This window comes from Dactylosporangium cerinum, from assembly GCF_042653625.1.
Taxonomy (GTDB): Bacteria; Actinomycetota; Actinomycetes; order Mycobacteriales; family Micromonosporaceae; genus Dactylosporangium; species Dactylosporangium cerinum.
Map to the genome: position 1 here is coordinate 92,888 of NZ_JBHSIU010000014.1, position 23,201 is coordinate 116,088.

General features: G+C 74.2%; 17 protein-coding genes. 10 read left to right on the top strand and 7 right to left on the bottom strand.

Going from position 1 to position 23,201, the window contains the following annotated elements:
• Positions 1-206: 206 nt before the first annotated feature.
• Positions 207-1,883, top strand: coding sequence for a condensation domain-containing protein (locus ACFPIJ_RS14280; protein WP_380115288.1), 1,677 nt, complete (start codon positions 207-209; stop codon positions 1,881-1,883).
• Positions 1,884-1,936: 53 nt separating this feature from the next.
• On the opposite strand, the gene ACFPIJ_RS14285 is transcribed toward ACFPIJ_RS14280, so the two are convergent.
• Positions 1,937-2,785 carry a metallophosphoesterase gene (locus ACFPIJ_RS14285; protein ID WP_380115289.1) on the bottom strand — a complete coding sequence of 283 codons (849 nt, stop codon included), beginning with the start codon at positions 2,783-2,785 and terminating at the stop codon, positions 1,937-1,939.
• A gap of 42 nt (positions 2,786-2,827) precedes the next feature.
• Between ACFPIJ_RS14285 and ACFPIJ_RS14290 the strand changes: the two genes are divergently transcribed.
• Entirely contained in the window at positions 2,828-3,823 is a 996-nt protein-coding gene (locus tag ACFPIJ_RS14290) for an aldo/keto reductase (RefSeq protein WP_380115290.1), read from the top strand.
• A gap of 35 nt (positions 3,824-3,858) precedes the next feature.
• Here ACFPIJ_RS14290 and ACFPIJ_RS14295 read toward each other — a convergent pair whose 3' ends face one another.
• The 3 genes from ACFPIJ_RS14295 to ACFPIJ_RS14305 form a co-directional block, all read right to left on the bottom strand.
• The gene (locus ACFPIJ_RS14295; RefSeq protein WP_380115292.1) at positions 3,859-4,965 is read right to left on the bottom strand and encodes a CPBP family intramembrane glutamic endopeptidase; all 1,107 of its coding nucleotides are present in this window, start codon (positions 4,963-4,965) and stop codon (positions 3,859-3,861) included.
• 1,379 nt (positions 4,966-6,344) lie between these two features.
• Positions 6,345-9,668 carry a DUF4132 domain-containing protein gene (locus ACFPIJ_RS14300; RefSeq protein WP_380115293.1) on the bottom strand — a complete coding sequence of 1,108 codons (3,324 nt, stop codon included), beginning with the start codon at positions 9,666-9,668 and terminating at the stop codon, positions 6,345-6,347.
• Between the two features lie 127 nt (positions 9,669-9,795).
• The gene (locus tag ACFPIJ_RS14305; protein WP_380115296.1) at positions 9,796-10,365 is read right to left on the bottom strand and encodes a TetR/AcrR family transcriptional regulator; all 570 of its coding nucleotides are present in this window, start codon (positions 10,363-10,365) and stop codon (positions 9,796-9,798) included.
• Between the two features lie 143 nt (positions 10,366-10,508).
• Here ACFPIJ_RS14305 and ACFPIJ_RS14310 point away from each other — a divergent pair, with 143 nt between their 5' ends.
• The 3 genes from ACFPIJ_RS14310 (at position 10,509) to ACFPIJ_RS14320 (ending at position 13,542) form a co-directional block, all read left to right on the top strand.
• Positions 10,509-12,104 (top strand): CocE/NonD family hydrolase, encoded by a 1,596-nt coding sequence (locus ACFPIJ_RS14310; RefSeq protein ID WP_380115297.1) that lies wholly within the window; start codon positions 10,509-10,511, stop codon positions 12,102-12,104.
• An 85-nt stretch (positions 12,105-12,189) separates the two neighbouring features.
• Entirely contained in the window at positions 12,190-12,606 is a 417-nt protein-coding gene (locus ACFPIJ_RS14315; RefSeq protein WP_380115299.1) for a hypothetical protein, read from the top strand.
• A gap of 66 nt (positions 12,607-12,672) precedes the next feature.
• A complete protein-coding gene (locus tag ACFPIJ_RS14320) occupies positions 12,673-13,542 on the top strand; it encodes an alpha/beta fold hydrolase (RefSeq protein ID WP_380115300.1) in 870 nt (289 codons plus the stop codon).
• Here ACFPIJ_RS14320 and ACFPIJ_RS14325 read toward each other — a convergent pair.
• Positions 13,529-16,726: an ATP-binding protein gene (locus tag ACFPIJ_RS14325; RefSeq protein WP_380115301.1), complete on the bottom strand. Its 3,198-nt coding sequence runs from the start codon at positions 16,724-16,726 to the stop codon at positions 13,529-13,531. The two genes, ACFPIJ_RS14320 and ACFPIJ_RS14325, sit on opposite strands and share 14 nt — an antisense overlap.
• Before the next feature lie 87 nt (positions 16,727-16,813).
• Between ACFPIJ_RS14325 and ACFPIJ_RS14330 the strand changes: the two genes are divergently transcribed.
• From ACFPIJ_RS14330 to ACFPIJ_RS14340, 3 genes are read left to right on the top strand one after another with little or no spacing between them, the layout of a single operon-like run.
• Positions 16,814-17,170 carry a cupin domain-containing protein gene (locus tag ACFPIJ_RS14330; RefSeq protein WP_380115302.1) on the top strand — a complete coding sequence of 119 codons (357 nt, stop codon included), beginning with the start codon at positions 16,814-16,816 and terminating at the stop codon, positions 17,168-17,170.
• Positions 17,160-17,705, top strand: a complete 546-nt coding sequence (locus ACFPIJ_RS14335) for a TIGR03086 family metal-binding protein (protein ID WP_380115304.1) — start codon at positions 17,160-17,162, stop codon at positions 17,703-17,705. The genes ACFPIJ_RS14330 and ACFPIJ_RS14335 overlap by 11 nt, the downstream gene beginning before the upstream one ends.
• Positions 17,702-18,040, top strand: a complete 339-nt coding sequence (locus ACFPIJ_RS14340) for a nuclear transport factor 2 family protein (protein ID WP_380115306.1) — start codon at positions 17,702-17,704, stop codon at positions 18,038-18,040. Before ACFPIJ_RS14335 ends, ACFPIJ_RS14340 begins: the two co-directional genes overlap by 4 nt.
• Here the strand turns inward: ACFPIJ_RS14340 and ACFPIJ_RS14345 are convergent.
• Positions 18,037-19,086, bottom strand: a complete 1,050-nt coding sequence (locus tag ACFPIJ_RS14345) for an aldo/keto reductase (protein ID WP_380115307.1) — start codon at positions 19,084-19,086, stop codon at positions 18,037-18,039. The genes ACFPIJ_RS14340 and ACFPIJ_RS14345 overlap by 4 nt on opposite strands.
• 69 nt (positions 19,087-19,155) lie before the next feature.
• On the opposite strand from ACFPIJ_RS14345, the gene ACFPIJ_RS14350 reads away from it, so the two are divergent.
• Positions 19,156-21,732, top strand: a complete 2,577-nt coding sequence (locus ACFPIJ_RS14350; protein ID WP_380115308.1) for a DUF4132 domain-containing protein — start codon at positions 19,156-19,158, stop codon at positions 21,730-21,732.
• A 6-nt stretch (positions 21,733-21,738) separates the two neighbouring features.
• On the opposite strand, the gene ACFPIJ_RS14355 is transcribed toward ACFPIJ_RS14350, so the two are convergent.
• Entirely contained in the window at positions 21,739-22,419 is a 681-nt protein-coding gene (locus ACFPIJ_RS14355) for a TetR/AcrR family transcriptional regulator C-terminal domain-containing protein (protein WP_380115309.1), read from the bottom strand.
• 82 nt (positions 22,420-22,501) lie between these two features.
• Between ACFPIJ_RS14355 and ACFPIJ_RS14360 the strand changes: the two genes are divergently transcribed.
• The gene (locus ACFPIJ_RS14360; RefSeq protein ID WP_380115310.1) at positions 22,502-23,197 is read left to right on the top strand and encodes a DUF4386 domain-containing protein; all 696 of its coding nucleotides are present in this window, start codon (positions 22,502-22,504) and stop codon (positions 23,195-23,197) included.
• Positions 23,198-23,201: the final 4 nt, after the last annotated feature.

Below are 23,201 nucleotides of genomic sequence, written 5' to 3' on the forward strand. Positions count from 1 at the left end.
CGGGGACCCGATCAGCATCACGGAATGGCCGTCCGGCAACGCCTTGGCTGTTGCGGATTTCCCGCGGTGGCCGGGGCTGCCCTGCTGGCAGCGGCCCGCCGCACCATTTTCGAAAAAGGAATACTGAAACTTTCATTGATCGGCGCCATAGTTTGTTGATTCGATGACGGTGCGCCGCATTCGGCCGGAGTGGAAAGGACCTGAAAATGGTGCGATTACGGTTCGAGGGACACCGGTCCGGAGCCGGGCCACTCACCGCCGGCCAGCGCAACATCGCGAAGTGGCTGCTCGACGTCCCGCACGCGCCCGCCGCGGTCCTCGACCACGCCTTCGCCGTCCCGCCCGGCACGACGGTCCGGGACGTCGCCGACTGCTTCGAGGTGCTGCTGTGCCGGCACGAGGGGTTGCGCAGCACGTACCAACTCGGCGACCCCGGCGTCCAGCACGTCCTCGCGTCCGGCACACTGCCGCTACGGGTCCACTCAGGACCCGACGCCGCGCGGCTCGTCGCGCTGTGCCGGGCCGAGCCGTTCGATCCCGCCGCGGCGCCGCCGGTCCGGTTCGCGGTCGCCGTCAGCGACGGGCACGTCAGCGCCGCCGTTGTGGTCTGCTCGCACATCGTGGCGGACTTCCAGGCCCTGGCGGTGCTGGACGCCGAGTTCGCCGAGCTGATCCGCGACCCCGCCGCCCGGGTGCCCGGCGAACCCCGGCCGCAGCCCCTCGACCGGGCCGTGCTGGAGGCCCGGCCGGCCCGGCGCCGGCGGATGGAGACGGCGCTGCGGCACTGGGAGCGTGCGCTGCGGGAGGCGCCTGCGCACCCGTACGCCGGGCCGCGCACCGGACCCGGCGGCGGCTCCGGCGCCTGCGGCATCTCCTCGACCGCCGCGGCAATGGCGCTGGAGCACGTCGCGGCCCGCACCGGCACGAGCCGCCCGGCCATCGTCCTGGCCGCGTTCTGTGCGCTGCTTTCCCGCCGTACCGGCGACGCCACCTGCAGTTTCGTCACGCTCTCGGCGAACCGGTTCGAGTCCGACCTGCTCCGCTACGTGGGCACCCTGGCGCAGTCCACGTTCCTGACCGTCGAGGTCGGCGACTCGGGTTTCGACGCCCTGGTGCGGCGCTGCTTCGGCGCGGTCCTGCAGGCGGGCCTGCACGGCGCCTACGACGTGTACCGCCAGCATGAGCACTCGATCCGCATCACCGCGGACCGTGGGGTGGCGCCGTCGTTCGAGCCGGTGTTCAACAGCGTCGTCATGGACACCCGCGCCCCGGCCCCGCGGCCGCTGCGGGAGATCGGGCGGGCCGCGGCGACGGAGACCCAGTGGGTGGACCTGCCGGCGACCGACGTCCTGCTCCGCTTCGACCTCGGCAGCGTCGACGGCGCGCTGGTGGCCCGCCTGCGGAGCGGCGACACCGGCCGGGTCGGACCGGCCGAGGTCACGGCGCTGCTGCTGGCCCTGGAGCGGCTTCTCGTCGCCGCGGCCGCCGGCGACCTCGACCACGCCGGCATCGTCGCGGCGCTCGCCCTGCCACCGATCGAGCGGCCGGCGGGCTGGCTGCGTGTCGACCGCTGCTGGGTCGACCTCGCCGAGGTCCAGCGGCTTGTCGACGACGCCCTAGCACCGGCTGCCTGCCGGGTCTTCGCGTCCGTGGACGGTGCACCGCTGGTCGCGTACGTCGCCGGCGGCCCGGGCACGGTTGAGGAGGCGCACCGGCGGTGCCTGGCCGCACTGCCGGGCCGGCACGCCGCGATGACACCCGGGCGCTATGTCCTCTGTGGACAATCGCCGGTGGATCCATGCTCGCTCGCGGACTGGCGGGCCGTGCCGGTCCTGTGCGAGGGCACCGGCCGGGCCGCCGCACTGGCACTGAGCCCGACCTGACCCTTGGTGTACACCGGTGATGTTTTTGTGGGCACTGCGGCTCTTTTGTGCGGTCAGCCGTGCCGGTGCACGGGTGGCGCGTCCGGGTGGAGCCGGCGCAGGCCGGCGCGGGCGAGGGCCGTCGCGCTGCCGGCGGGGACGGCGAGGTCCCATTCGAGGTACACCTTGTCGCCGTCGTGGCAGCCGAAGCTGGTGGAGACGCACAGCAGCGGCTCGTGCTCGACGAGGTGGCCCTCCCGGATCACGTCATGGCCGAAGACCGCGACCCGGGCGTCGGGGTGCAGGGCGCGCAGGAACGCGGTCGCCCGGTCCGCGCTCGTGGTCCGGGCCCACAGCAGCGCACCGACCACGCTCCGCGACGCCATCTCGTGCAGCGGGACGTCCTCGTGCCCGGCCAGCGGCGCCGCCTCGAGGTCGGCCGCCCCGTCGATGACCGCGTGCGGGGCGGCGTGCGTGAACACGATGCCCGCCGCCGGCGCGACGGCGGCGAGGGGCCAGCCGGCCAGCCAGTCCCTCACCTCGGCGAACCGTCCGGGCCCGTACGTGTCCTCGAGATGGCGGGCCTCGTCGGGGTGGAACTTCTCCAGGCGGGGACCGCCGAGGTGCGCGTGCTCGTGGTTACCGAGCAGGTAGTGGACCCGGCCGGGAAACCGTTGCTGCAGCCGCCATGCCTCGTCGAGCAGTTCGACCGACGCGTCGGTGTAGTACGAGCCCAGGTGGTCCGGCCACGCGTCGGGTGACAGCGCCGGCCCGTGGACCAGGTCGCCGCACAACAGCAGGTGGCTCTCGGTGCCCAGCTCCACGAAGCGGCGCACGATCGCGTGGAAGTCGGCCAGGTTGCCGTGCAGGTCGGTGCCCACCAGCAGCGTCCCCCGGTCCGGCAGGACGACGACGCGTGACATCCCGCCAGCGTAACCGGGCCGCGCATCCGGCATGCTCGTGCTGTGCGCGCAGACGACATGATCCCGCTGGGGCGGACCGGGCTGACGGTGAGCCGGCTCGGGCTGGGACTGGCGTCGCTCGGCGGGCTGTTCACACCGGTGAGCGACGAGGACGCGGCGGCGACCGTCGAGCGGGCCTGGGACCTCGGCGTCCGCCTGTTCGACACGGCGCCGGTGTACGGGTACGGCCGATCCGAGTTCCGGACGGGACTCGCCCTGCGGCCCCGTCCCCGCGACGCATACGTCCTGTGCACCAAGGTCGGCCGCCTCATCGAACCCGACGGCACCGACACCCAGGACATCTGGGCGGACCCGCCACCCGGCGTCGGACCGCGCCTCGACTACACCCGGCAGGCGGTGCGGCGTTCCCTCGAGGACAGCCTGACGCGCCTCGGGCTGGACCGCGTCGACGTGCTGCACATCCACGACCCGGACCTGAACTATCCGGTGGCGCTCGCCGAGGCGTACCAGGCCCTGGCCGACCTGCGGGCCGCGGGCGTGATCCGGGCCGTGTCGCTCGGGGTCAACCACGCCGACGTGGCGGCCCGGTTCCTGCGGGAGGCACCCGCGCCCGGCCCCGACTGCGTGCTGCTCGCCGGGCGGTACACGCTGCTGGATCAGACCGGTCTCGCCGAGCTCCTGCCGTTGTGCGCGCGGCAGGGGGTGGCGGTGTTCGCGGCGGGCGTATTCCAGGCCGGGCTGCTCGCCGAGCCGCGATCCGGCGCCGCGTACGGCTATCCGAACGTGCCCGCCGCGCTGCTGGAGCGGGTGCGGGCGGTCCGCGCCGTCTGCGCCGAGCACCACGTGCCGCCCCTGGCCGCGGCGATCCAGTTCGCGTTCGGTCATCCGGCGGTGGCCGCGGTCCTCGTCGGTGCCCGTACCCCGGACGAGGTCACGGCCAACGCGGAGCTGCTCGCCCATCCGGTGCCAGCCGGGTTGTGGCGGTCGCTCAAGGCGGCCGGCCTGCTGCCGGCGGAGGCACCGGTCCCGGCTGGGTAGCGCCGTCGACCACCCGGACGGCCTCCGGTCCCAGCTCAGGCGGGCTGCGGCACCGTCTCCGTAGCCGGCCCGTCCGGCGCGGCCGGCCCATCCGGCCCGGCCGGCCCAACCAGCGCAGCCGGCCCAACCAGCGCAGCCGGCCCAACCAGCGCGGCTGGCCCATCCGGTGCGGGCGGGTCGTCCGGTGCGGGCGGGTCGAACGGCGTGGACGAATCGGTCGGCGCGGGCGGCAGTGGTGGGGCGAGGTTCACGACGTTCCGGCGGCGGGCCAGCCAGGCGATCACCGCTGCGTACACCACCAGCATCGGCGCGTCGACGGCGAAGATCTGCCACGGCGCGTCCGCGGCGGTCTCCGTGCTCGCGAGGTCGCCGAAGGCCGCCGAGATGCCCATCCCGACCAGGTTGTTGACCGCGTGCAGGGCGATGCCGGCCTCCAGGCCCCCGGTGCGCACCGCCAGCCATCCCGTGACCACGCCGAAGCAGATCACCTCCGCCAGCCCCCACGAGGTGCCGAACCCGTGCATCGCGGCGAAGATGAGCGCCTGCACCCCGATCGGCAGCCACGGCGCGCGCACGAACGCTCCGACGGCCTGCAGGAACCAGCCGCGGCACAGGTACTCCTCCGCGGCCGCCTGCAACGGAACCAGCAGGAGCAGCATCAGCACCGCGACCGTGAACTCACTGGCGCCGACCCACTCGCCGGCCTCCTCCTCGCCGCCGCCAGGGTCGGTCACGGCGAACAGGACGGCCGTCGTGACCACCATCAACACCACGGCCGGCACCGACACCAGCAGGCACACGCCGAGCCAGCGCAGCCGCAGCCGGCCCTGCACCGACGAGACGGTGCCCACGGACCGGACCTTCCCCCACCAGACGGCGAACAGCACGCACGGAATGATCGAGGCCAGCACCAGCAGGTCCAGCGCGGTGTTACCGATCGCCCCGAAGGAGAACAGGCCGTCCTCGTCGTTCGGCCGGCCGGCGATGCTGCCCGCGACGGACGCGACACTGTAGACGGCCATCATCAGCCCGAACCCGGCCGCCGCCACGACCAGCGTGCCCGTGATCGGGCGCCACCAGCGGTGCGCGGGGGTGCGGGCAAGCCGGTGGAACGGGATACCGGGCGGGTCCACGATGGTCACGCCGCTCATTCTGCGGCAGGGACCCACTCTTTCGCCGCCCCACAATGGACACCTTCGACCGTAGTCGAACAGCCGACAGCCGACCGCCGGAGACAGACTGCCGGTCGTGATCGAAGCCGTGCACGGGCCGTGCGGACAGCCGGCCCGCGACTTCGATCACCGGGAGATCCGCTCCCGGCGCTACACAAGCGGGGCAACGAGGCTGGTCTGGACATCGGCAGTGCCGGATCCGGCGGCAGGCACGCGGCGACGTCGCCGGATTCCCCACAACCCGAAGGATCCCCGGGCACCTGACCCGGAAATCGTTCGGCTTGTCGCTCCATCACCCGCTTGACACAAGCTCTCACAGATCGAAGTCGCGCACGGGCTGTGCGGACAGCCGGCCCGCGACTTCGATCACCAGGAAGATCCACTCCCGGCGCGGAACACGCGGGCGAAGCGGCTGATCCGGACCCCGGCAGCACCGGACCGCGCGCTGGGCACGCGGGCGTCGTGGCCGGATTCCCCACAACCGGAAGGATCCCTGGGCAGCTGGAGCCTGTTGCGAAATGGCCGTCTCACGTTCCGTGCTGAGAGAAACACGGCTGTGCGGGCCGGGCGCCGCCAATCGGCGGCCGTCGAGGGGCGCGGCGATCGTCGACGAGACGGTTTTCCGCCAAAACGCAACAGGCTCGCTGACCCGGAAATCGTTCCGCTTGTCGCGCCGCCACTCACTGGACAGGACCCTGCACAGATCGAAGGAGCCGGATGGTCGTCGGGGCGGCCATCGGCGTCCTTCGATCATGTGCGAGGTTTTCGAAGTCGTCCCGTGGCCGCCTGGCAAGAGCCCGGGCAGCCGAACCCGGAACACGACAACGCGATCTCGGCCGATTTCCGGGCGCCCGAAGTTCGGCACACTCCGGCAACGACCAAAGGCCGTGTCTGGACCAGCGTCCGCACCACACGCCAGCGGACGCGAGCCCGCCCGGTGCCGATCTGCAGCGCAGGATGCGCGTCTGCCTCGCACCGCAGATGCAGGCCGCCAGCCACAGACGCGGGGCCGCCAGCCATAGACGCGGGGCCGCCAGCCGCAGATGCAGGCCGACGCCGCAGACGCGGGGCCGCCAGCCCCGCGTCTGCCTCGCACCGCAGATGCAGGCCGACAGCCGCAGACGCCCGGCCGACAGCCGCAGACGCCCGGCCGACAGCCGCGGACGCAGGGCCGACAGCCGCGGACGCAGGGCCGACAGCCGCGGAGGACCGCGCGTCGCCGGTCGCTCGACGATCAGCGGCCGACGGGCAGTCCGCCGGCACCCCACGCCGCGCCGCGATCCCGGAAACCCGCCGGCACGTGGCGCCGCGCGTGGCGGGTCCGGTGGGTCGCGGCGGGCGGAGTGGGGTTACGCCGTGGCGAGGTGCAGGTCGCGGAGGACCTCTGAGGCGGTGATCGGGTCGAGGACGGCGAACGGGATGTGGTGGTCGGTGGACTGGGGGTCGTCGCCCGCCGCGACGATGTGCACGTCGCGGATCGTCTGCTGCGGGGTGAGGGACGGGTCGCCGATGGCGATGCCCGGATGGAGTTCGGCGATCACGAGGTGCCCGCCGGCCAGGTCGCGCTCCACCCAGCACTGTCCCCCGCCGTCCAGGGGCGGCCCCAGGCGCCAGCCGTGGCGGTCGAGGCTCATGAAGCGGCCCGACGGGCCGGCCAGGCCGTCGAAGCGGGTCAGGGTCACGGACGTGCGCTCCGCCGGGGTGAGTGCGTGGATCTCGCGGCCGAGTTGCGGGAACGGCTGCAGGATCTCGTAGTCGGCGAAGACAACGGACCAGCGGGCGAGGTCGGCGCCGAGGTCCAGCGGGTGGGCGATGCCGACGGTCGCCGAGGGGTCGAGGGTGGCTGGGTCGTCGTCGACGGTGGCGAGGGTGCGGTCCTCGGCGATCCGGAACGCGGTGTGCGCCGTGCCGTCGTCGGCGTAGCCGGCCCACACCAGCCGGCGGGCGAGGTGCCACACGAGCGGGTGGGCGACGAACAGCTCGCGCAGCTCCTCGGCCGTCCAGCGGCGCCGGCGGACCATGGCCCGCTCCAGGCGGCGGATCTGGTCGGCGGCGATGGTCCGGACGTCCTTCTTGAGGGCGCTGAAGCGCTGGTACGCGGCCGGGCCGAGGGTGGCGTCGTCGCGGGCGCCCGGCTTCGGCAGGGACTTGAGGCGCTTGCCGTCCTCGTCGGCGACGGTCGGGCGCAGCTGGTCGTCGAAGCCGACGACGAACCGGCGCGGGCCGTAGTCGAGCACCAGGCCGCCGTCGGCGCGCAGGCCGAGGTCCGGCACGAGCCGGTCGGCGAGCTGCTCGGGGCTCAGGCCGCGGGTGGTGGCGGCGTCGGCGAGGCGCTCGGCGGCGCGCTCGCGGACCGAGCGGTTCTTCACCTTGTCGGCGATGCCGTGCAGGTGCATCAGGGCCAGGTCGGAGCCGAGGCGGGCGAGGACGTCGACGCCGGTAACGGCGCGGGCCCGCAGGTTCTGCGTCGGCCAGGTGCGGATCAGGGGGCTGAGCCGGCGGACGGTCTCGTCGTCGCCGATGAGGCTCAGCGCGTCGAAGGCCCAGGCGCCCTTGGACGGGCCGTCGAGGATCAGCCACTGCTGGAACAGCGACCAGCCGAACTCGGCGAGGTCGGCCGGGTCGCACACCTCGCGGACGAGGTCGATGCCCGCATACGGCTCGTCGGGTTTGCTGATGGCGAGCATCAGCAGCAGGTGCCGCACCGCGGTGGCGGGCAGCGCGGCGCTGCCGTCGCGCAGCCGGACCGGGGCCAGGACGGTGGGGTCGGCCCAGTCCGGCAGGCTCGGCATCCGGGCCACCGGCACGGTGAGCGGGTCGGCGTCGAGCAGCGCGGCGACCGCGTCGGCGGCCGGCCAGCCGTGGGCGTCCGCGACGGCGGTGACCGCGGCGTCGCGGTGACCGGCCCGGCCGATGGCCGCGAGGGCGAGCCCGGCGACCCGGCGGGTCGGGCCCGCCTTGCCGAGCGCGGCGGGGGCGAGGGCCCTGGCCGCCGCCGCCGGGTGCCGCAGCAGCCAGGCCCGGGCCCGGGCGCGCAGCGGCTTCACCCGGTGGAACCAGTCCGCGACCAGCAATGCCAGGTCCGGCCCGGCGACCGGCAGCATCGCCTTGGCGGCCTCCGCGGGTGCCTCCCGGGCGACGGCGAGGACGACGGGATACGCGGCCGCGTCGAACCGGGCGACGAGCAGCCGCAGCCAGTCAGCGGCGTTGTCGCCGAGCCGGTCGGTGCGCCACTCGGCGAGCAGCGGGGCCGCGACGGGCTCCGGCGCCTCCAGGAAGAAGTGGACCGCGGAGACCGGGGCGGCGTTGCCGCGACGGATCCAGGCGGCGCCGGAGTCGACGTCGACGGCACGCCGCCAGAACTGCGCTAGGTGGGTCGAGCCGCCGCGCCAGGCGTCGCGCTCACCGGGCGCCCACACCGACGACGGCCCGTCGGTGCAGGTGAGCCCGTCGATCACGACCTGCGGCGACGCCTTGCGCGGGCCGGTCCACGGCGGGTTGACCAGGACCGGCGGGAGGGCATCCAACGGCGCCTCCCGCACGGCGTCGATCGCCTCGATGACTGTGGTGATGCGCCGGGCCGCGTCGGCCGGCAGCTCGGGCAGCACCGTCTCGGCGAGCTTGCGGTGCCTGGCGACGTGCGGCCGGAGCAGCTCGGCGACGACCCGGCGGCCGGCGTGGACGGCGAGCAGCCGCACCGCCCGGGCGGGGAACCGGCCCGCCGTCTCGACGACGGTGGCCGGCACATACTGCTGGTCGATCCGCTCCAGCAACGCGGTGAACGCCGCGTCCGTCGGCAGCGCCGCGATGATCGGCAGCAGCGTGCGGCGGACGTCCGCGTCGGCATATTCATGGTCGAGCCACGCCAGCAGCGGGCCGAGCGCGGCGCTGCCGGCACCGTGCACCAGGGAATACACGATGGCGTCATGGCCGAACCGGTCGAGCTCGCCGGCCGCCGCGACGAGGGCGTCGACCTGCTCGGCGGTGGTGACGCAGGTCAGCAGGTTGTTCGCGGCGGTGCCGTGCCAGGGGACCGTGGCGAGGGCGGCGATGTCCTCCTCGACCCAGCCGGGCCTGGTCGGGTCGAGGAACGTGGCGGTGAACCGCTGGTGGGCCACACCCCCGCGGAACTCCTCCAGCACGCGCACGACATCGGCATACTCCTGCTCGGGCGCGCCGGCGATCGCGGCTCGGACCAGTGTGGTCCCGTCAGAGCGCGAGCTGTCAGGGACGGCGGACGGCCCGCGGCGGCGCGGGGCGGTGGCGGGGTGCCCGGTGAAATACCGGCCCAGGTCCAGGCCGGCGAGCTCCAGGTAGGCGCGGGCGGCGAAGTCGACGCCGTGCTCGGTGATCCAGCCGTCGGCGATCGAGCCGGCCCAGCCGGTCTCGCGCCAGCTGAGCCGGACGAAGAGCAGTCCGGCGACGACGGCGGCGCCGAGCGGGGTGCGGCCGGGGTCACCGGTGAGCCAGGCCCGGCCGGCGTCGGCCAGGTCATCCGGCACGCCCTGGCGCCTGAGGTCGGCGAGGATCGCGTCGCGGTGCAGGCCGAGCACGTGCGCGGTCTCGGTGACGGCGGTCGGCCGTGGCGTGTAGCCGACCGGGACCGCACCGCGCCGCGGGTAGGCGGCGGCGCTCCACGCCGCCGGGATGACCAGCGCGTCCTCGGCACTCATGATCGTCTCCTGGGTCGCGGCCTGCCCGGGGTGCACCGGCGAACGGCAACACCATAGCGGCGCCCACCGACAAAAAATCGAGCGACAGCGCTCGGAAGGATCACGCCGGCCATGCCGATCATGGCGGTCATTCGGCGGCAGGAACCGGCTCCCCGATGCAGACCCCCTCCAGCATGAGGTCGATGGAGCGGGTCGCGGCGGAGTCGTCGGCGGACTCCACCACACCCTCGATCATCGTGCACAGCAGGGCCAGGTCGGCCGGGGCGAGGTCGGCGCGGACGTACCCGGCCTGCTGGGCCCGCCGCAACGGCGCCGTGAGCGTGGTGATCATGCGCTGCTGGTACCGGTCCCGCGTCTGCCGATCCAGGCGGCGCACGTGCAGGACGAGGGGCCGCATCGCGATCTGGGTCCGCAGCAGTTCGGCGAGCAGGTCCCGGAAGGCGGCCGGCCGGTCGGCGTTGGCGGCCACGTATGCCTCGAGCCGGGCCAGTTCGTGCGCGACCACGGCCGCGGTCAGCGCCTGCCGGTCCGGGAAGTGGCGGTAGATGGTCGCCTGCCCGACCCCGGCCCGCCGGGCGATCTCCGGCATCAGCACGGCGGTGTGCCGGCCCAGCATCAGTTCGGTGGCCGCCTCGACGATGGCCGAGCGGTTGCGCTGCGCGTCCCGGCGACGCGGCGTCTGGGCTCCGTACAGCACCGGCCACCCCCTCCAAGCAACAGCGGGACCACACATGTTACCGGCAAGTAACGATAATGTCATGAACTTCAAATTCTCGGTACGCACTCCTACGCTCCCGCCACCAAGGCACCCGCCCTGATGAAGCCCCCAGAGGAGTGCGCATGGCGAAGCGCCGAACACCCCTGTCCGTTGTCCTGTTGGCCGTGCTCGCCGCGGCCATCCTGACCGTGGTGGGCCCGAGCCCGGCCACCGCCGGCACAGTGAGCACCGCGGTCGCCACCACCGGCTTCCGGTTCGTCGACATCACCGGCTCCGGCGGTGTCGTGCTCAAGGCCAACGTGATCGCCCCGTCCGCCGCCGGCCGCTACCCGGCGATCGTCTTCCCCGCCAGCTGGGGCCTCAACGACCTCGAGTACATCGCCCAGGCCAACACCCTCGCCGGCCGCGGCTACGTGGTCGTGTCCTACACCCCACGCGGCTGGTGGTCCTCCGGCGGCGAGATCGACACCGCCGGGCCGAAGGACATGGCCGACCTGTCCGCGGTCATCGACTGGACGATCGCGAACACCGCCGCCGACCCGGCCCGCATCGGCGCGGCCGGCATCTCCTACGGCGCCGGCATCAGCCTGCTCGGCTCGGCGTTCGACCGGCGCATCCGGGCGGTCGTCATGATGAGCGGCTGGACGGACCTGGTGTACTCGCTGTACGGCGACCAGACCCGCCACCAGCAGTCGGCCGGGCTGCTGCAGCTCGCCGCCGCGCTGCTCGGCAACGCCGGGCCGGATCTGACCGGCAAGCTCGACGACTTCAACGCCAACCGCAACGTCGCGCAGATCATGGCGTGGGCCGGCGTCCGCTCCGCGGCGACCTACCTCGACGCGATCAACGCGAACCGCCCGGCGGTGCTCATCGCCAACTCGTGGGGCGACTCGATCTTCCCGCCCAATCAGCTGGTCGACTTCTACGGCCGGTTGGCCGGCCCGAAACGCCTGGAGCTGCGGCCCGGTGACCACGCCATCGCCGAGCTCACCGGCGTCATCGGCCTGCCCAACGACGTGTGGAGCAGCGCCTACCGCTGGTTCGACCAGTACCTCGCGGGGGTCGATACCGGGATCGGCGCGGAACCCCCGGTGCTCGTGAAACCGCACAACGCCGGCCAGGAGAGTTACCCGGCCTGGTCCTCGCTCAACGGGAGCGTCCGCCGGTACGGACTGGGCCAGATCCGTTGGTATGACGGGACCGGACTGCTCGGCGGCGCACCCTCCACGGGCTGGAGCAAGACCCTCCCGTCCGACCTGAACACGACCGCCGACGGCGGGGTGGTGCTGCTGACCAACGGCGCCGCCGCGCTCACCGGGATCCTGCCGCAGATCTGGCTGCCGACCGTGGACCGCCTCCGGGCCGGGGTCTGGGCCTCGGACCGCCCGTCGACTGTCCAGCGCATCCGGGGCATCCCGAAGGTGCACCTGAACCTCACGGGCACCGCCGCCCAGGGCACCGTCGTGGCGTACCTCTACGACCTCGACAGCCTCGGTAACGCCAAGCTCATCACGCACGCCCCCGTCAGCTGGCTCGGCACCGCAGGGGGCAGCCGCAGCGTCGACGTGGCGTTGCAGGCGACCGCGTACGACGTGCCGGCCGGGCACTCGCTCACCCTCGTCGTGGACACGGTCGACCCGCTGTACTACGACGCGAACACCTTCGGCGGCTCGGTCACCGTCGCCGGCGGGTCCTACGTGGACGTGCCACTGCGGTAATCGAAAACGCACGGTGATCCACGCCGCACGGCAGGTGTCGGCGGCCCGACGCACCAGCGGGCCGCCGGCACCTACCGTGGCGGGCATGATGCGCAAGCTCGCCGTGACCGCCTGCCTCACCCTCGCCCTCGCCGGCTGCGTCGCCGAGCCGTTCGAGGACGGCGACGGCAAGCGCATCAAGGTGGCCGTCGAAGGCCTCTTCGGCGAGCTGGAACGCGCCGACTACACCGCCGCCGCGGCGCACTGGTGCACCGGCGCCCGGCCCGCGAAGCCGCTGACCGCGGACCAGCTCAAGACGGACTTCGAGGGCCTGCAGCGGCCGTGGAAGATCAAGCTCGTCTCGTCGCAGCACACCCCGGGCAGCACCGGCGTCGCCAACCTGACCCTCACCGACGGCGGCGGCGCCGAGCACCCGTACAACGTCGACTTCACCATGGCCGGCGGCACCACCGAGATCTGCACCGTGGACACCGGCACCATTTCGATCGACGTGGACATCTGACGTTCACCGTCCCCGACCAGCCGAAGCATCCCCGCGACGCGGGTGCGGCGTCGTAGGCTCGGCTGCATGACGCAGACACACACCCTCGCGCTGCCCGGTGTCGACCTGGTCTACGACGTGCGCGGCCCGCTCCCGCCGGCCGACGGGCAGCCGCTGCTGCTCATGATCGGCCAGCCGATGGCGGCGGACGGCTTCGCGACGCTCGCCGAGCTCTTCCCGGACCGCACGGTCGTCACCTACGACCCGCGCGGGCTCGGCCGCAGCGTCCGCACCGACGGCGGCACCGACAACACGCCGCAGCAGCAGGCCACCGACCTGCACGCGCTGATCACGTCGCTCGGCACCGGCCCGGTCGACGTGTTCGGCAGCAGCGGCGGCGCGGTCACCGGCCTGGAACTGGTCGCGACCCACCCGGCCGACGTCGCCACGCTCGTGGCGCACGAGCCGCCGATCAGCTCGGCGCTCCCCGACGCCGTGGGGGCCGACCGCGCCCGGGCATTCTTCAACGACGCGTACGAGGCCAAGGGGTGGGGCGCGGGAATGGCCGCGTTCATCGTGATGACGTCCTGGCAGGGCGAGTTCACCGAGGAGTTTTTCGCCCAGCCCGCGCCCGACCCGGCGATGTTCGGCATGCCGGCCGAGGACGACGGCACCCGCGACGACCCGCTGCTGTCGAAGCGCTCCTGGGCCGTCACCGACTACCGCCCCGACCCGGCCGCGCTCACCGCGGCACCGACCCGGATCGTGATCGCGGTCGGCGAGGAGTCGGCGGGCACCTACACCGCGCGCACCGCCATCGCCACCGCCGCGCTGCTCGGCCAGGACGCCACCGTGTTCCCCAGCCACCACGGCGGCTTCCTCGGCGGCGAGCACGGCTACGCCGGCAAACCCGACGAGTTCGCCGCCAAGCTCCGCCAGGTCCTCACGAGCGCCTGACGTCGCCGGACGGATTCCGCGACAACTCCGCCAGCCGGGCCGCGGACGCCGCGTGGCCGCCCGCCTCGGCGGCGGCGAGCGCGCCGGCCGCCAGGCGGGTGACGCCGGCATCGCCGCGGGCGGACGCGAGTTCCACCGCGGCGAGCCGGGCCTCGTAGTGCCCGAGCGCCGGGCCGGTCGCCAGGGCCTCGGCGGTGAGGCGGTCCGCGTCGGCGAGGCGGCCCAGCGCGACTGCGCACATCGCGCCGCGCGCCGCCGCCCACGACGCGAACAGGGTCAGGTCCGACCCGGCCGCCACCGCGGAGTCCCGGAACGCCGCCGCGGCCTCGTCCAGCAATCCCCGCACCTGCAGGGCGATGCCGCGGGCGCGGTGAGCGGTCGCGGTCCAGCCGCGGTGGCCGGCGTCCAGGGCGACGCGCAACGCCTCGGCAGCGTCGGCGAGACCCTCGTCGGGCCGGCCCAGCGCCGACAGTGCCTCGCTGCGGTGCCACAGCGCATACGCCTGCCCTTCCGCCGCGTCGAGGTCCCTGGCCAGCCGCAGCGCCTCGGCGGCGTCGGTGAGACCCTCGGCGGGCCGGCCGAGGAAGACGAGCCCGTGCCCGCGGGTCGAGCGCGGCGTCACCACCCGCAGCAGGTCACCGGCGTCGCCGAAGGACCGCGCTACCCGGTCGAACAGCTCCACCGCCGCGCCGATCCGGCCGTCCAGGAACGTGGCCATCGCCCGGCCGTCGAGGATCCGCGCGACCCCGCCCGCGTCGCCGAGGCGTTGGTACAGCTCCAACGCCGCCTGGGCACGGGCGGCGGCACGGGCCGGCTCGCCGAGGTTCATGTCCAGAATGGCCGCGGTGTCCAGGGCGAACGCCCGCATCGCGGCGTCGTCGGTCGCCTCCACGAGGGCCAGTTCGGCGAGCTCGGCGGCCCGGCGCGGGTTCTGCGCGCCGAACGTCAGCATCGCCAGCCTCGCCAGGCGCCGCGCCCGCGGGCCCGCCGGGTCGGCGAGCAGCGCCGCGCGCAGGTCGGCCTCGGCCGCGGCGTGCGCCCCGTGCACCGCGCCCGCGTCCGCCCGCAGCTCCAACAGCGTGCCCCGCGCCGGGCCGCGCGGGTGCAGCGCAAGACCGGCGTCGCACAGCGCGACCGACTCGTGCGTGGCGTGGCCGCGCAGCGCCGCCCGGGCGGCGCGCTCATACCAGGCGGCGGCGGTCGCCGAGTCCCCCGACTCGCGGTGATGCCGGGCGACCTCGGACGGATCCGCGTCCTCGGCTTCCAGGGCCCTGGCGAGCAGGCCGTGCAGGCGGCCCAGCCGCGCCGGGGTCAGGTGCGCGACGACGGTCTCGCCAACGAGATCGTGCGCGGCGGCCCAGCCGTCCTCGCCGAGGCGGACCAGGCCGACCTCCGCGAGCGCCGACAGCGTGTCCAGGACCGCCCGGTGCGGCAGTTCGGCGGCCTCCGCGACAGTCCTGGCCGGCGCTTCCCGCGCGAGCAGCGCCACCAGGGCGAGCACCTCGGTGCCCGCGGCGTGCCGTTCGATCCGCCGCAGCACCGACCGGCGCTGCCCGGCCCGTCCGAGCTGCGCCGCGAGCCGGGCCGCGGAAGGGTCTGTGGCGCACCAGCCGGTCGCGTCCACCCGGACCGCGCCGAGCGCGACGAGTTCGCGCAGCACCTCGGCGATCGCGAACGGTGTGCGGTCGGTGCTGTCGACGACAGCCGCGGCGAGGGTACGGTCACCGACCAGCCCTGCCACGGCCGCCGGGGTGAGCGGGTCGAGGGTGATGTCGGTGACGGGCCGCACGTCGCGCAGTTCCGCCAGCACCGACGCCGGCAGTTCCCCGGAGCGGAACACGAGCACGGCGGCCAGCCGGGGCAGCCGCGCCAGCGCCGAGCCGAGCAGGGTCAGGCTGGACGGGTCGGCCCACTGCACGTCGTCGGCGACGAGGACGGCGCCGTCACCGGTCGCCGCCTCGAGGATCCGCAGCCCGCCGGCGAGCAGGAGCGCCCGCCGGCTCTCCCCGTCGGCGCCGATGTCCGAAGTGGACAGCTCGGCGAGCTCGGGCAGCAGCGTCGAGAGCACCTCCCGGATGCGGGGTGGCAGCGACCGGGCGACGGCGTCGTCGACGGCGAGAGCCTCGCGCAGCAGTGACCGGGCCAGCCCCCAGGCCTCGGCCCGTTCGGGTGAGAACGCTTTCGCGGCGATGACCGGCGCCGTCCACCCGCGCAGCGCCTCGGCGACGAGCCGGGACTTGCCGACGCCGGCGACGCCGCCGACGGCCGCGATCCCGCCCTCGGCGAGCACCCGCCGGAGCCGGGCGACGGCGTCGTCCCGCCCCACGAACCGCAGCCGCGACGGCACCGCCCCGCTGGCCGATGGCACCGCCCCACCGGCCGACGGGACCGGCGAGCCGCCGCCGGCGCCGGGCCCGGCCGCGGCGGCCGGGGCGTCGCCGCGCAGCAGGCGCAACTGGAGGTCGGCGGCCTCGGCGGACGGGTCGACGCCGAGCTCTTCGGCGAGCCGGCGGCGCGACCGGTCCAGCTGGGTGAGGGCGCCGGCCCGGTCACCCCGCGCGGCGAGGGCCCGCGCCAGCAGCAGGACACCCGACTCGCGCAGCGGCTCGGCGGCGACGACGTCGGCGGCGTACCCGGCGGCGGCAACGTGGTCACCGAGCGCCGACGCCGCGCCTGCGGCGGCCTCGAGCACGTCGACCCAGGCCCGGGTCAGCCGCTCCCGGGCGCCGCGGGCCCAGTCGGTGTAGGCGTCCTCGGGCAGCGGCTCCGCCCACAGTGCCAGGGCCGCCGTCGCGGACCGCAGCGCAGCGCCGGGGTCGCCGGCGGCCGCGTGGTCGCGGGCGGCCGTCACCGCGTCGAGGAACTCCGCGATGTCCAGGCGGCACTGGCCCAGGGCGTACCCGCCGGGGCCGGTGATCACCAGCGCCGGGTCGCCCAGCGCCCGACGGGCCCGGTTGACCAGGACGTTGACGTTGCCGGCCGGGTCGGCCGGGAGCCGGTCGGGCCACAGCGCCGCGGCGAGGACGTCGTTGGCGACGAGGTCAGGGCGGCGGGTCGCCAGGATCCGCAGCAGGACCCGGACCTTGCGGCCGGCGAACGCGGCCGGCGGGACCTCCTGGCCGTCGCGGAGCACCCGGAAGCGGCCCAGCAGGTGCAGCCGCACCTCCCCCACCCCGATCACCACCCCCAAACGAAAGCGAACGGGACCGCCAGGTTTCTGCCAGGTCGCGTCCCTACCGTCAGCAACGACCACCGACGAATGGAGGACACCATGAGCGACGCTTACGAACTGCGGGACTTCGCCGACCCGGCCGAGACGCGCGAGTTCCCCAACGGGCGCGCCGACCTGGTGCACATCAACGGCACCGAGATCGGTCGACTCACCCTACAACCGGGCTGGCGCTGGTCGACCGACGTCCGGCCGCTCGCCGGCACCGAATGGTGCGAGGCCCCGCACTTCCAGTACCACGTGTCTGGGACACTGCGGGTGCGCACCAGCGACGGCCGCGAGTTCGACGCCACGCCGGGGCAGGTGACGGCGCTGCCGTCCGGGCACGACGCGTGGGTCGTCGGCGACGAGCCGGTCGTGGTCGTCGACTGGTGGGGAGCGTCCAACTATGCCAAGTGAGCCGACCGTCGCCGAGCTGTACGCGCGGGCCGCGGACGCGTTCGCCGGGCAGGTCCGGGCGATCGGCGGACACTGGACGGCGCCGACCCCCTGCGCGGGCTGGGACGTGCGGGCCCTGGTCCAGCACGTCGTGGAGGAGGACCTGTGGACGGTGCCGCTGTTCGCCGGCCGCACCGTCGCCGAGGTCGGCGACGTCGCGGCGGGTGACCCGCTCGACGCCGCGGCCGCGGCGCGGGAAGCGGTCGCCGCGGCCGGGGCGATGGAGCGCATCGTGCACCTGTCGTTCGGTGACGTGCCGGGGCACGAGTACGCGATGCAGCTCACCGCCGATCACCTCGTGCACGCCTGGGACCTCGGCCGCGCCCTCGGCGCCGACCCGGACCTCGACCCGGAGACGGTCGCGGCGGTGCTGGCCTGGTTCGAGGGCACCGAGGACGCCTACCGGCAGGCCGGACTGATCGGCCCGCGGGGCGTGGTGCCCACCGGCGCCGGGCCGACGCACACGCTCCTGGCGATGTTCGGGCGGCAGCCGTGAACGCCCTCGCCGCGGTCGAACGGTTCAACGCTGCGTTCGACGCCAAGGACGTCGACGCGATCATGCGGGCGATGACGGCCGACTGCGTGTTCGAGGACACCGCCCCGCCCGGCGGGCAGCGGCACGTCGGGGCGGACGCCGTCCGGGCGGCGTGGGAGCGGCTGTTCGCGGACTCCCCCGACGCCCGGTTCACCGCCGAGGAGGTGTTCGAGGCCGGCGACCGGGTCGTGGTGCTGTGGCACTACCGGTACACCGGCGGGCACGTGCGCGGCGTGGACCTGTTCACCGTCCGGGACGGCCTGGTCGCCGAGAAACGCGCCTACGTCAAGGGTTAGAGGTGCGGGCCGAGCAGGGTCAGGTCCGCGGGTGAGAGCCGGTCCCGGGCGGTCTTCGCCTGGTGCCAGTACGGGTACAGCAGGTTGACGGCGCTGACGTCGTCCAACCGGCGCCGCTCCTCGTCGCTGAGGACCAGGTCCGCGGCGGCGAGGTTGTCGGCGAGCTGCTCGCTCGTGCGGGCGCCGATGACCAGCGACGTCACGGCGGGACGGCCGAGGATGTAGGCGAGCGCGACCTGCGCGGCCGACACCCCGTGGCCCGCGCCGATCTCCACGAGGACCTCGACGGTGTCGTAGAGCTTCTCCTGGTCGTACACCGGCGGCTCATCCCAGTCGGAGAGGTGCCGGGAACCGGCCGGCGGCTGGTGCCCGCGCCGGTACTTGCCCGACATCAGCCCGCCTGCCAGGGGGCTCCACACCAGGACGCCGAGGTGCTGGTCGACGGCGGCGGGGATCAGCTCGTATTCCGCGTCGCGCGCCTGCAGCGAGTAGTAGATCTGCTGGCTGACGGGGCGCGGCAGCCCGTGCAGGATCGCGGTGCCGACCGCCTTCATCAGCTGCCATCCGGCGTAGTTGGACAACCCGACGTAGCGGACCTTGCCCGCGCGCACCAGCAGGTCCAGGGCCTCGAACGTCTCCTGCAGCGGGGTGACGCCGTCCCACTCGTGCAGCTGGTACAGGTCGATGTGGTCCGTGCCGAGCCGGCGCAGGCTCGCCTCGCACCCGGCGATCACGTGCTGCCGGGACAGCCCGGCATCGTTGGGGCCGGGCCCCATCGGCATCCGGACCTTGGTCGCGACCAGGACGTCGTCGCGGCGCCCCTTGATGACCTCGCCGACGATGCGCTCCGACTCGCCGTCGCTGTAGACGTCGGCGGTGTCGATGAGGTTCACCCCGGCGTCGAGGCACTGGTCGACCTGGCGGCGTGCCTCCGGCACGTCGGTGGCGCCGACGGCGGCGAAGCCACCCTTGCCACCGAACGTCATCGTGCCCATGGTGAGGACGGAGACCATCAGACCGGACCGGCCGAGCGCGCGATATTCCACCCGGACACGATACCCAGCCGGGCACTAGGGTGTCGGGATCTGAGGGTCGGTTCGAGGAGGAGTCCGCCGGTGCGCAACGAGGATCTGCTGAGGTTTCCTGCGTCGTGGCTGTCGTGGCTGTACCCGCGCCGGGGCGGTGTCGCCGTCCCGGCGCCGTTCCCGACGAAGGACGCGGCGAAGAAGCTCGAGCGCCTCGTCGCCGCGAAGGCCGGCGACCTCACCGGGTCCCTCGCTCACCCCGAGACCGACCCGGACCTGAGAGCGGCGGCGCAAGGGGTGGCGTCGCCGCTGGGCGCGGCGGTGGTCGCCGCGAAGGTCCTACGCCACGTCGCCGGCACCCGCGTCGACACCATGATGATCGCGGACGCCTGGATCGCCACCCACGGGCCGGTGTTCGCCGCCGTCGCCGCAGCCGAACTGGTCGACCTGCGGGTCGGCGACCCCGGCGCGCGCTGGCTGCGCCCGGACGAGCCGATCGGCCGCCGCCGGCCGGCCGAGGAAACCAACCTGGAGTGGATGCCGATCCTCGGCCGGATCCGGGCCCACCTCGTCGTGGCGAACGACGAGGATCACGCCGCCGTGCGCGACGTTTTGGCCACGGTACGCTCAGCGCGTGGCCTGCCCGCACGGGCCGCGACGTCGTTCCTGATGCCGGAGTGCAGGGACTGGGTCGACGAGGACATCGCGGCGGTCACCGCGACCACGGCGCGAGACTCGGTAGCGCTCGTCATGTGGGCGCTCGGCGACGCCGACCAGCTGTCCCGGTTCACCGCGGCTCCGTGGAAGGCCCAGTTGCTGGCGTCCGACGAATCCGTGGCAACGGTCGTCGACGGCGTGGGCGTCGCGCTCGCCCCCGTGCTCGCAGAGCTGCTGGGGACGCTGCTGCCCTACCACACCGAACAACGCGAACGCACCGCCACCGCCCTGGCGCTCCTGCCGGACGACGACGCCTTCCGGGCCCTGATCGCGCACGCCGAGCAGCCGCAGGTGCGGCTCGCCCTGCTCGACGCGGGGCAGCGCTTTCCCGTCCGGGCGATCCGCCTGCTGGACGACGAGCTGTTCGAGGCGTACGCGACCGGCTATCCCGAGGCGCTCGAACTGGCCCGGCCGCATCTGGGCACTGCGTGGGCCCCCGCCCTGGTGCCGGAGTGCGACCCCGGGGAGATCCCGGCGCCGCTGCTGGTCCGCAGCCCGCTGCCGGAGCTGCCCGGCTGGGCCGACGCCGCGATCCTGCCGCGGGTGCGGCTGTCGAGCGGCCGGGCCCTGCCGGTCGACGCCACCCGGCGGCTCGTCGTCCTGCTGCTCAGCCGGACCGGGAAGGCAATGGCCGGGAAGGCGCCGGCCGATCTCGACGAGGTCGTCGCGGCCTGCGACCGGGCGTCCCTGGCCGCGTTCGGCTGGGCACTGTTCCAGCGCTGGCAGTCGATCGGGATGCCGACGTCCGGCACCTGGGCGATGCTCGGGCTGGCCTGGATCGGCGACGACGACGTGGTCCGGCGGCTGACGCCGCTCATCAAGGTGTGGCCCGGCACGGGTGGCCATCACCGCGCGGTCGCCGGGCTGTCGGTGCTGACCGGGCTGGGCACCGACGTGGCGCTCATCCACCTCAACGACGTCGCGGAGAAGGTCAAGTTCGCCGGGCTCGCCTCCTCGGCGCGGAGCATGCTGCACGCGGTCGCCGGGCGGCTCGGCCTGACCGGCGAGCAGCTCGCCGACCGGCTCGTGCCGGACCTCGGCCTGCGGGCCGACGGCGGCCTGGTGCTCGACTACGGGCCGCGCCGGTTCGTCGTCGGCTTCGACGACCAGCTGCGTCCCACGGTCGCCGACGAGGACGGCAAGCGGCTCAAGTCACTGCCGAAGCCGGGCGCCCGCGACGACGCCACCCTGGGCCCGGCCGCGTACCAGCGGTTCAGCGCGCTCAAGAAGGACGTGCGGACCCTGGCCGGGGACCAGATCCGCCGGTTCGAGCGGGCGATGGTGACCAGGCGGCGCTGGACGGCACCCGAGTTCGCCACCTTCATCGTCGGTCACCCCCTGGTGCGTCATCTCGCCCGGCGGCTCGTCTGGTCGTTCGAGGCGGCGGCCGACGGATCCACAGTGGACGGATCGTTCCGGGTGGCGGAGGACGGCTCGTACGCCGGCGTCGACGACGACACGTGCACGCTGCCCGACGGCGCGCTCGTGGGGGTCGCCCACCCGCTGCGGCTCGCCGCCGTGGCGCAGTGGGCCGACGTCTTCGCCGACTACGAGCTGCTGCAGCCCTTCCCCCAGCTGGGCCGCGAGACCTACGCGCTCACCCAGCCGGAGGCGAAGGCGGTGCAGCTCGACACGTTCGACGGCCGGGTCGTGCCGTCCGGGCGGGTGCTCGGGCTCGAACGGTCCGGCTGGACCCGGGCCACGCCGCAGGACAACGGGCACCAGCCGTGGATCGAACGGCCGCTGCCGGGCGGGCTGCGGGCCTACGTCCGGCTGAAGCCGGGCTTCACGATCGGCCGTCCCGGTGATGACCCGGAGCAGACCCTGAGCGCCCTGGTCGTGTCGCGCGGCCGGATCGGGTACCGGCGCAACGCCGCGGACGAGGTCCAGCTGGGTGCCGTCGACGAGGTGGCGATGTCCGAGCTGCTGCGCGACCTGCACCAGCTGTGACGCTTCTCAGGCGCGAAGCCGGTCGAGGCCGTCGAGGAGCAGGTCGAGGGTGAACTCGAACTCGACCTGGCTGTCGCACCAGCCCAGGGTCGGGTCGGTCTCGGCGTGCAGCTCGGCGGCGACCATTGCGGTCAGGTGCGGCATCGCCTCGGCCATCGCGGCCAGGCTCTCCTCGGTGTCCTCGACGTCCATGCTGCCACCGGCCGTGGCCGGGCTGAACACCTCCTGGGCGAAGCCGAGCGGCATGCTGCCGAACGCGTGCAGCGCCCGGTGCCCCAGGCGGTAGGTGAACCCGCCGCCGATCAGCGTGCCCAGGATCTGTTCGTAGTACTGGAACACGCCCGCCGGCACGGTCCGGCGGGTGCCGAGCAGCCCGGGTGCCCACGGGTGGCGCAGCATCACGCCGCGGGCGGTGAGGAACTGCCGGCGCAGGACCGCCTTCCAGTCGCCGCCGCCCGCCGGCGGGCCGACCGCCGCGACGACCTCGTCGACCACGGTCTCGGCGACGCCGTCGAGCAGCGCCTCTTTGTCGGGCAGGTGGTAGTAGAGCGACATCGCCTCGACGCCGAGGTCGACGGCGAGCCGGCGCATCGTCAGCGCCGCCAGGCCGTGCCCGTCGACCAGCGCGACCGCCGCCGCCAGGACCCGCTCCCGGCTGAGCGGTGGTCGTGACGCCTTCGCTGCCAACCGTGCCCTCCTTCGCCCCTTGTCCTCACCTTACAACGTATGGTTACCTTACGAGGTAAGGTTGACCCTTCGAAGGAGCATCATGCATCCGCTGGTCCGCACCGCCCGGGTCACCGGGCTGCTCTACCTGGGCCTCGCCGTCACCGGCGGCCTCGGCTTCCTGCTCGTCAGGTCCCGGCTCTTCGTCGACGGCGACCCCGCCGCGACCCTGGCCAACCTCGTGGAACACGAGTCCCTCGCCCGCGCCGGCGTCGCCCTCGAACTGCTCACCGTCCTCACCCAGGCCCTCGCCGCCGTGTGGTTCTACCGGCTCTTCCGCACCACCGACCAGGTCGCCGCCGGCAGCATCGCCGCGTTCGGGCTCGTCAACGCGGTCGTGATCCTCGGCAGCGCGGCGCTGCTGGGCACCGCACTCGACCTGGCCACCGACCCGTTCGGCGACGCGGCGGCCGGCACCCAGCTGCTGTACGAGATCAGCGGCGCCCTGTGGAGCGTCGGCGGGATCTTCTTCGGCCTGTGGCTGCTGCCGATGGGGTGGTGCGTGCTCAGCTCGGGCTGGATGCCCCGCGCCCTCGGCTGGGTCCTCATCGCCGGCGGCGCCGGCTACGTGCTCGGCACGTTCGTCACGTACCTCGCCCCCGGCGCGGCCGGGGTCGCCGACGTCCTGGTGATCCCGGCGACGGTCGGCGAGGTGTGGATGGTCGGCTACCTGCTCGTGCGTGGCGTGCGGCGGACCGCCCTGGACCCCGTGGCCGGAGCGGTCGCCGCCGCCGCGTGACGGT

Bases quoted from the DNA above. Each gene is read 5' to 3' on its own strand.
- ACFPIJ_RS14280 (WP_380115288.1), top strand. From the start codon at position 207: ATGGTGCGATTACGGTTCGAGGGACACCGGTCCGGAGCCGGGCCACTC.
- ACFPIJ_RS14285 (WP_380115289.1), bottom strand. From the start codon at position 2,785: ATGTCACGCGTCGTCGTCCTGCCGGACCGGGGGACGCTGCTGGTGGGC.
- ACFPIJ_RS14300 (WP_380115293.1), bottom strand. From the start codon at position 9,668: ATGAGTGCCGAGGACGCGCTGGTCATCCCGGCGGCGTGGAGCGCCGCC.
- ACFPIJ_RS14310 (WP_380115297.1), top strand. From the start codon at position 10,509: ATGGCGAAGCGCCGAACACCCCTGTCCGTTGTCCTGTTGGCCGTGCTC.
- ACFPIJ_RS14315 (WP_380115299.1), top strand. From the start codon at position 12,190: ATGATGCGCAAGCTCGCCGTGACCGCCTGCCTCACCCTCGCCCTCGCC.
- ACFPIJ_RS14320 (WP_380115300.1), top strand. From the start codon at position 12,673: ATGACGCAGACACACACCCTCGCGCTGCCCGGTGTCGACCTGGTCTAC.
- ACFPIJ_RS14330 (WP_380115302.1), top strand. From the start codon at position 16,814: ATGAGCGACGCTTACGAACTGCGGGACTTCGCCGACCCGGCCGAGACG.
- ACFPIJ_RS14335 (WP_380115304.1), top strand. From the start codon at position 17,160: ATGCCAAGTGAGCCGACCGTCGCCGAGCTGTACGCGCGGGCCGCGGAC.
- ACFPIJ_RS14360 (WP_380115310.1), top strand. From the start codon at position 22,502: ATGCATCCGCTGGTCCGCACCGCCCGGGTCACCGGGCTGCTCTACCTG.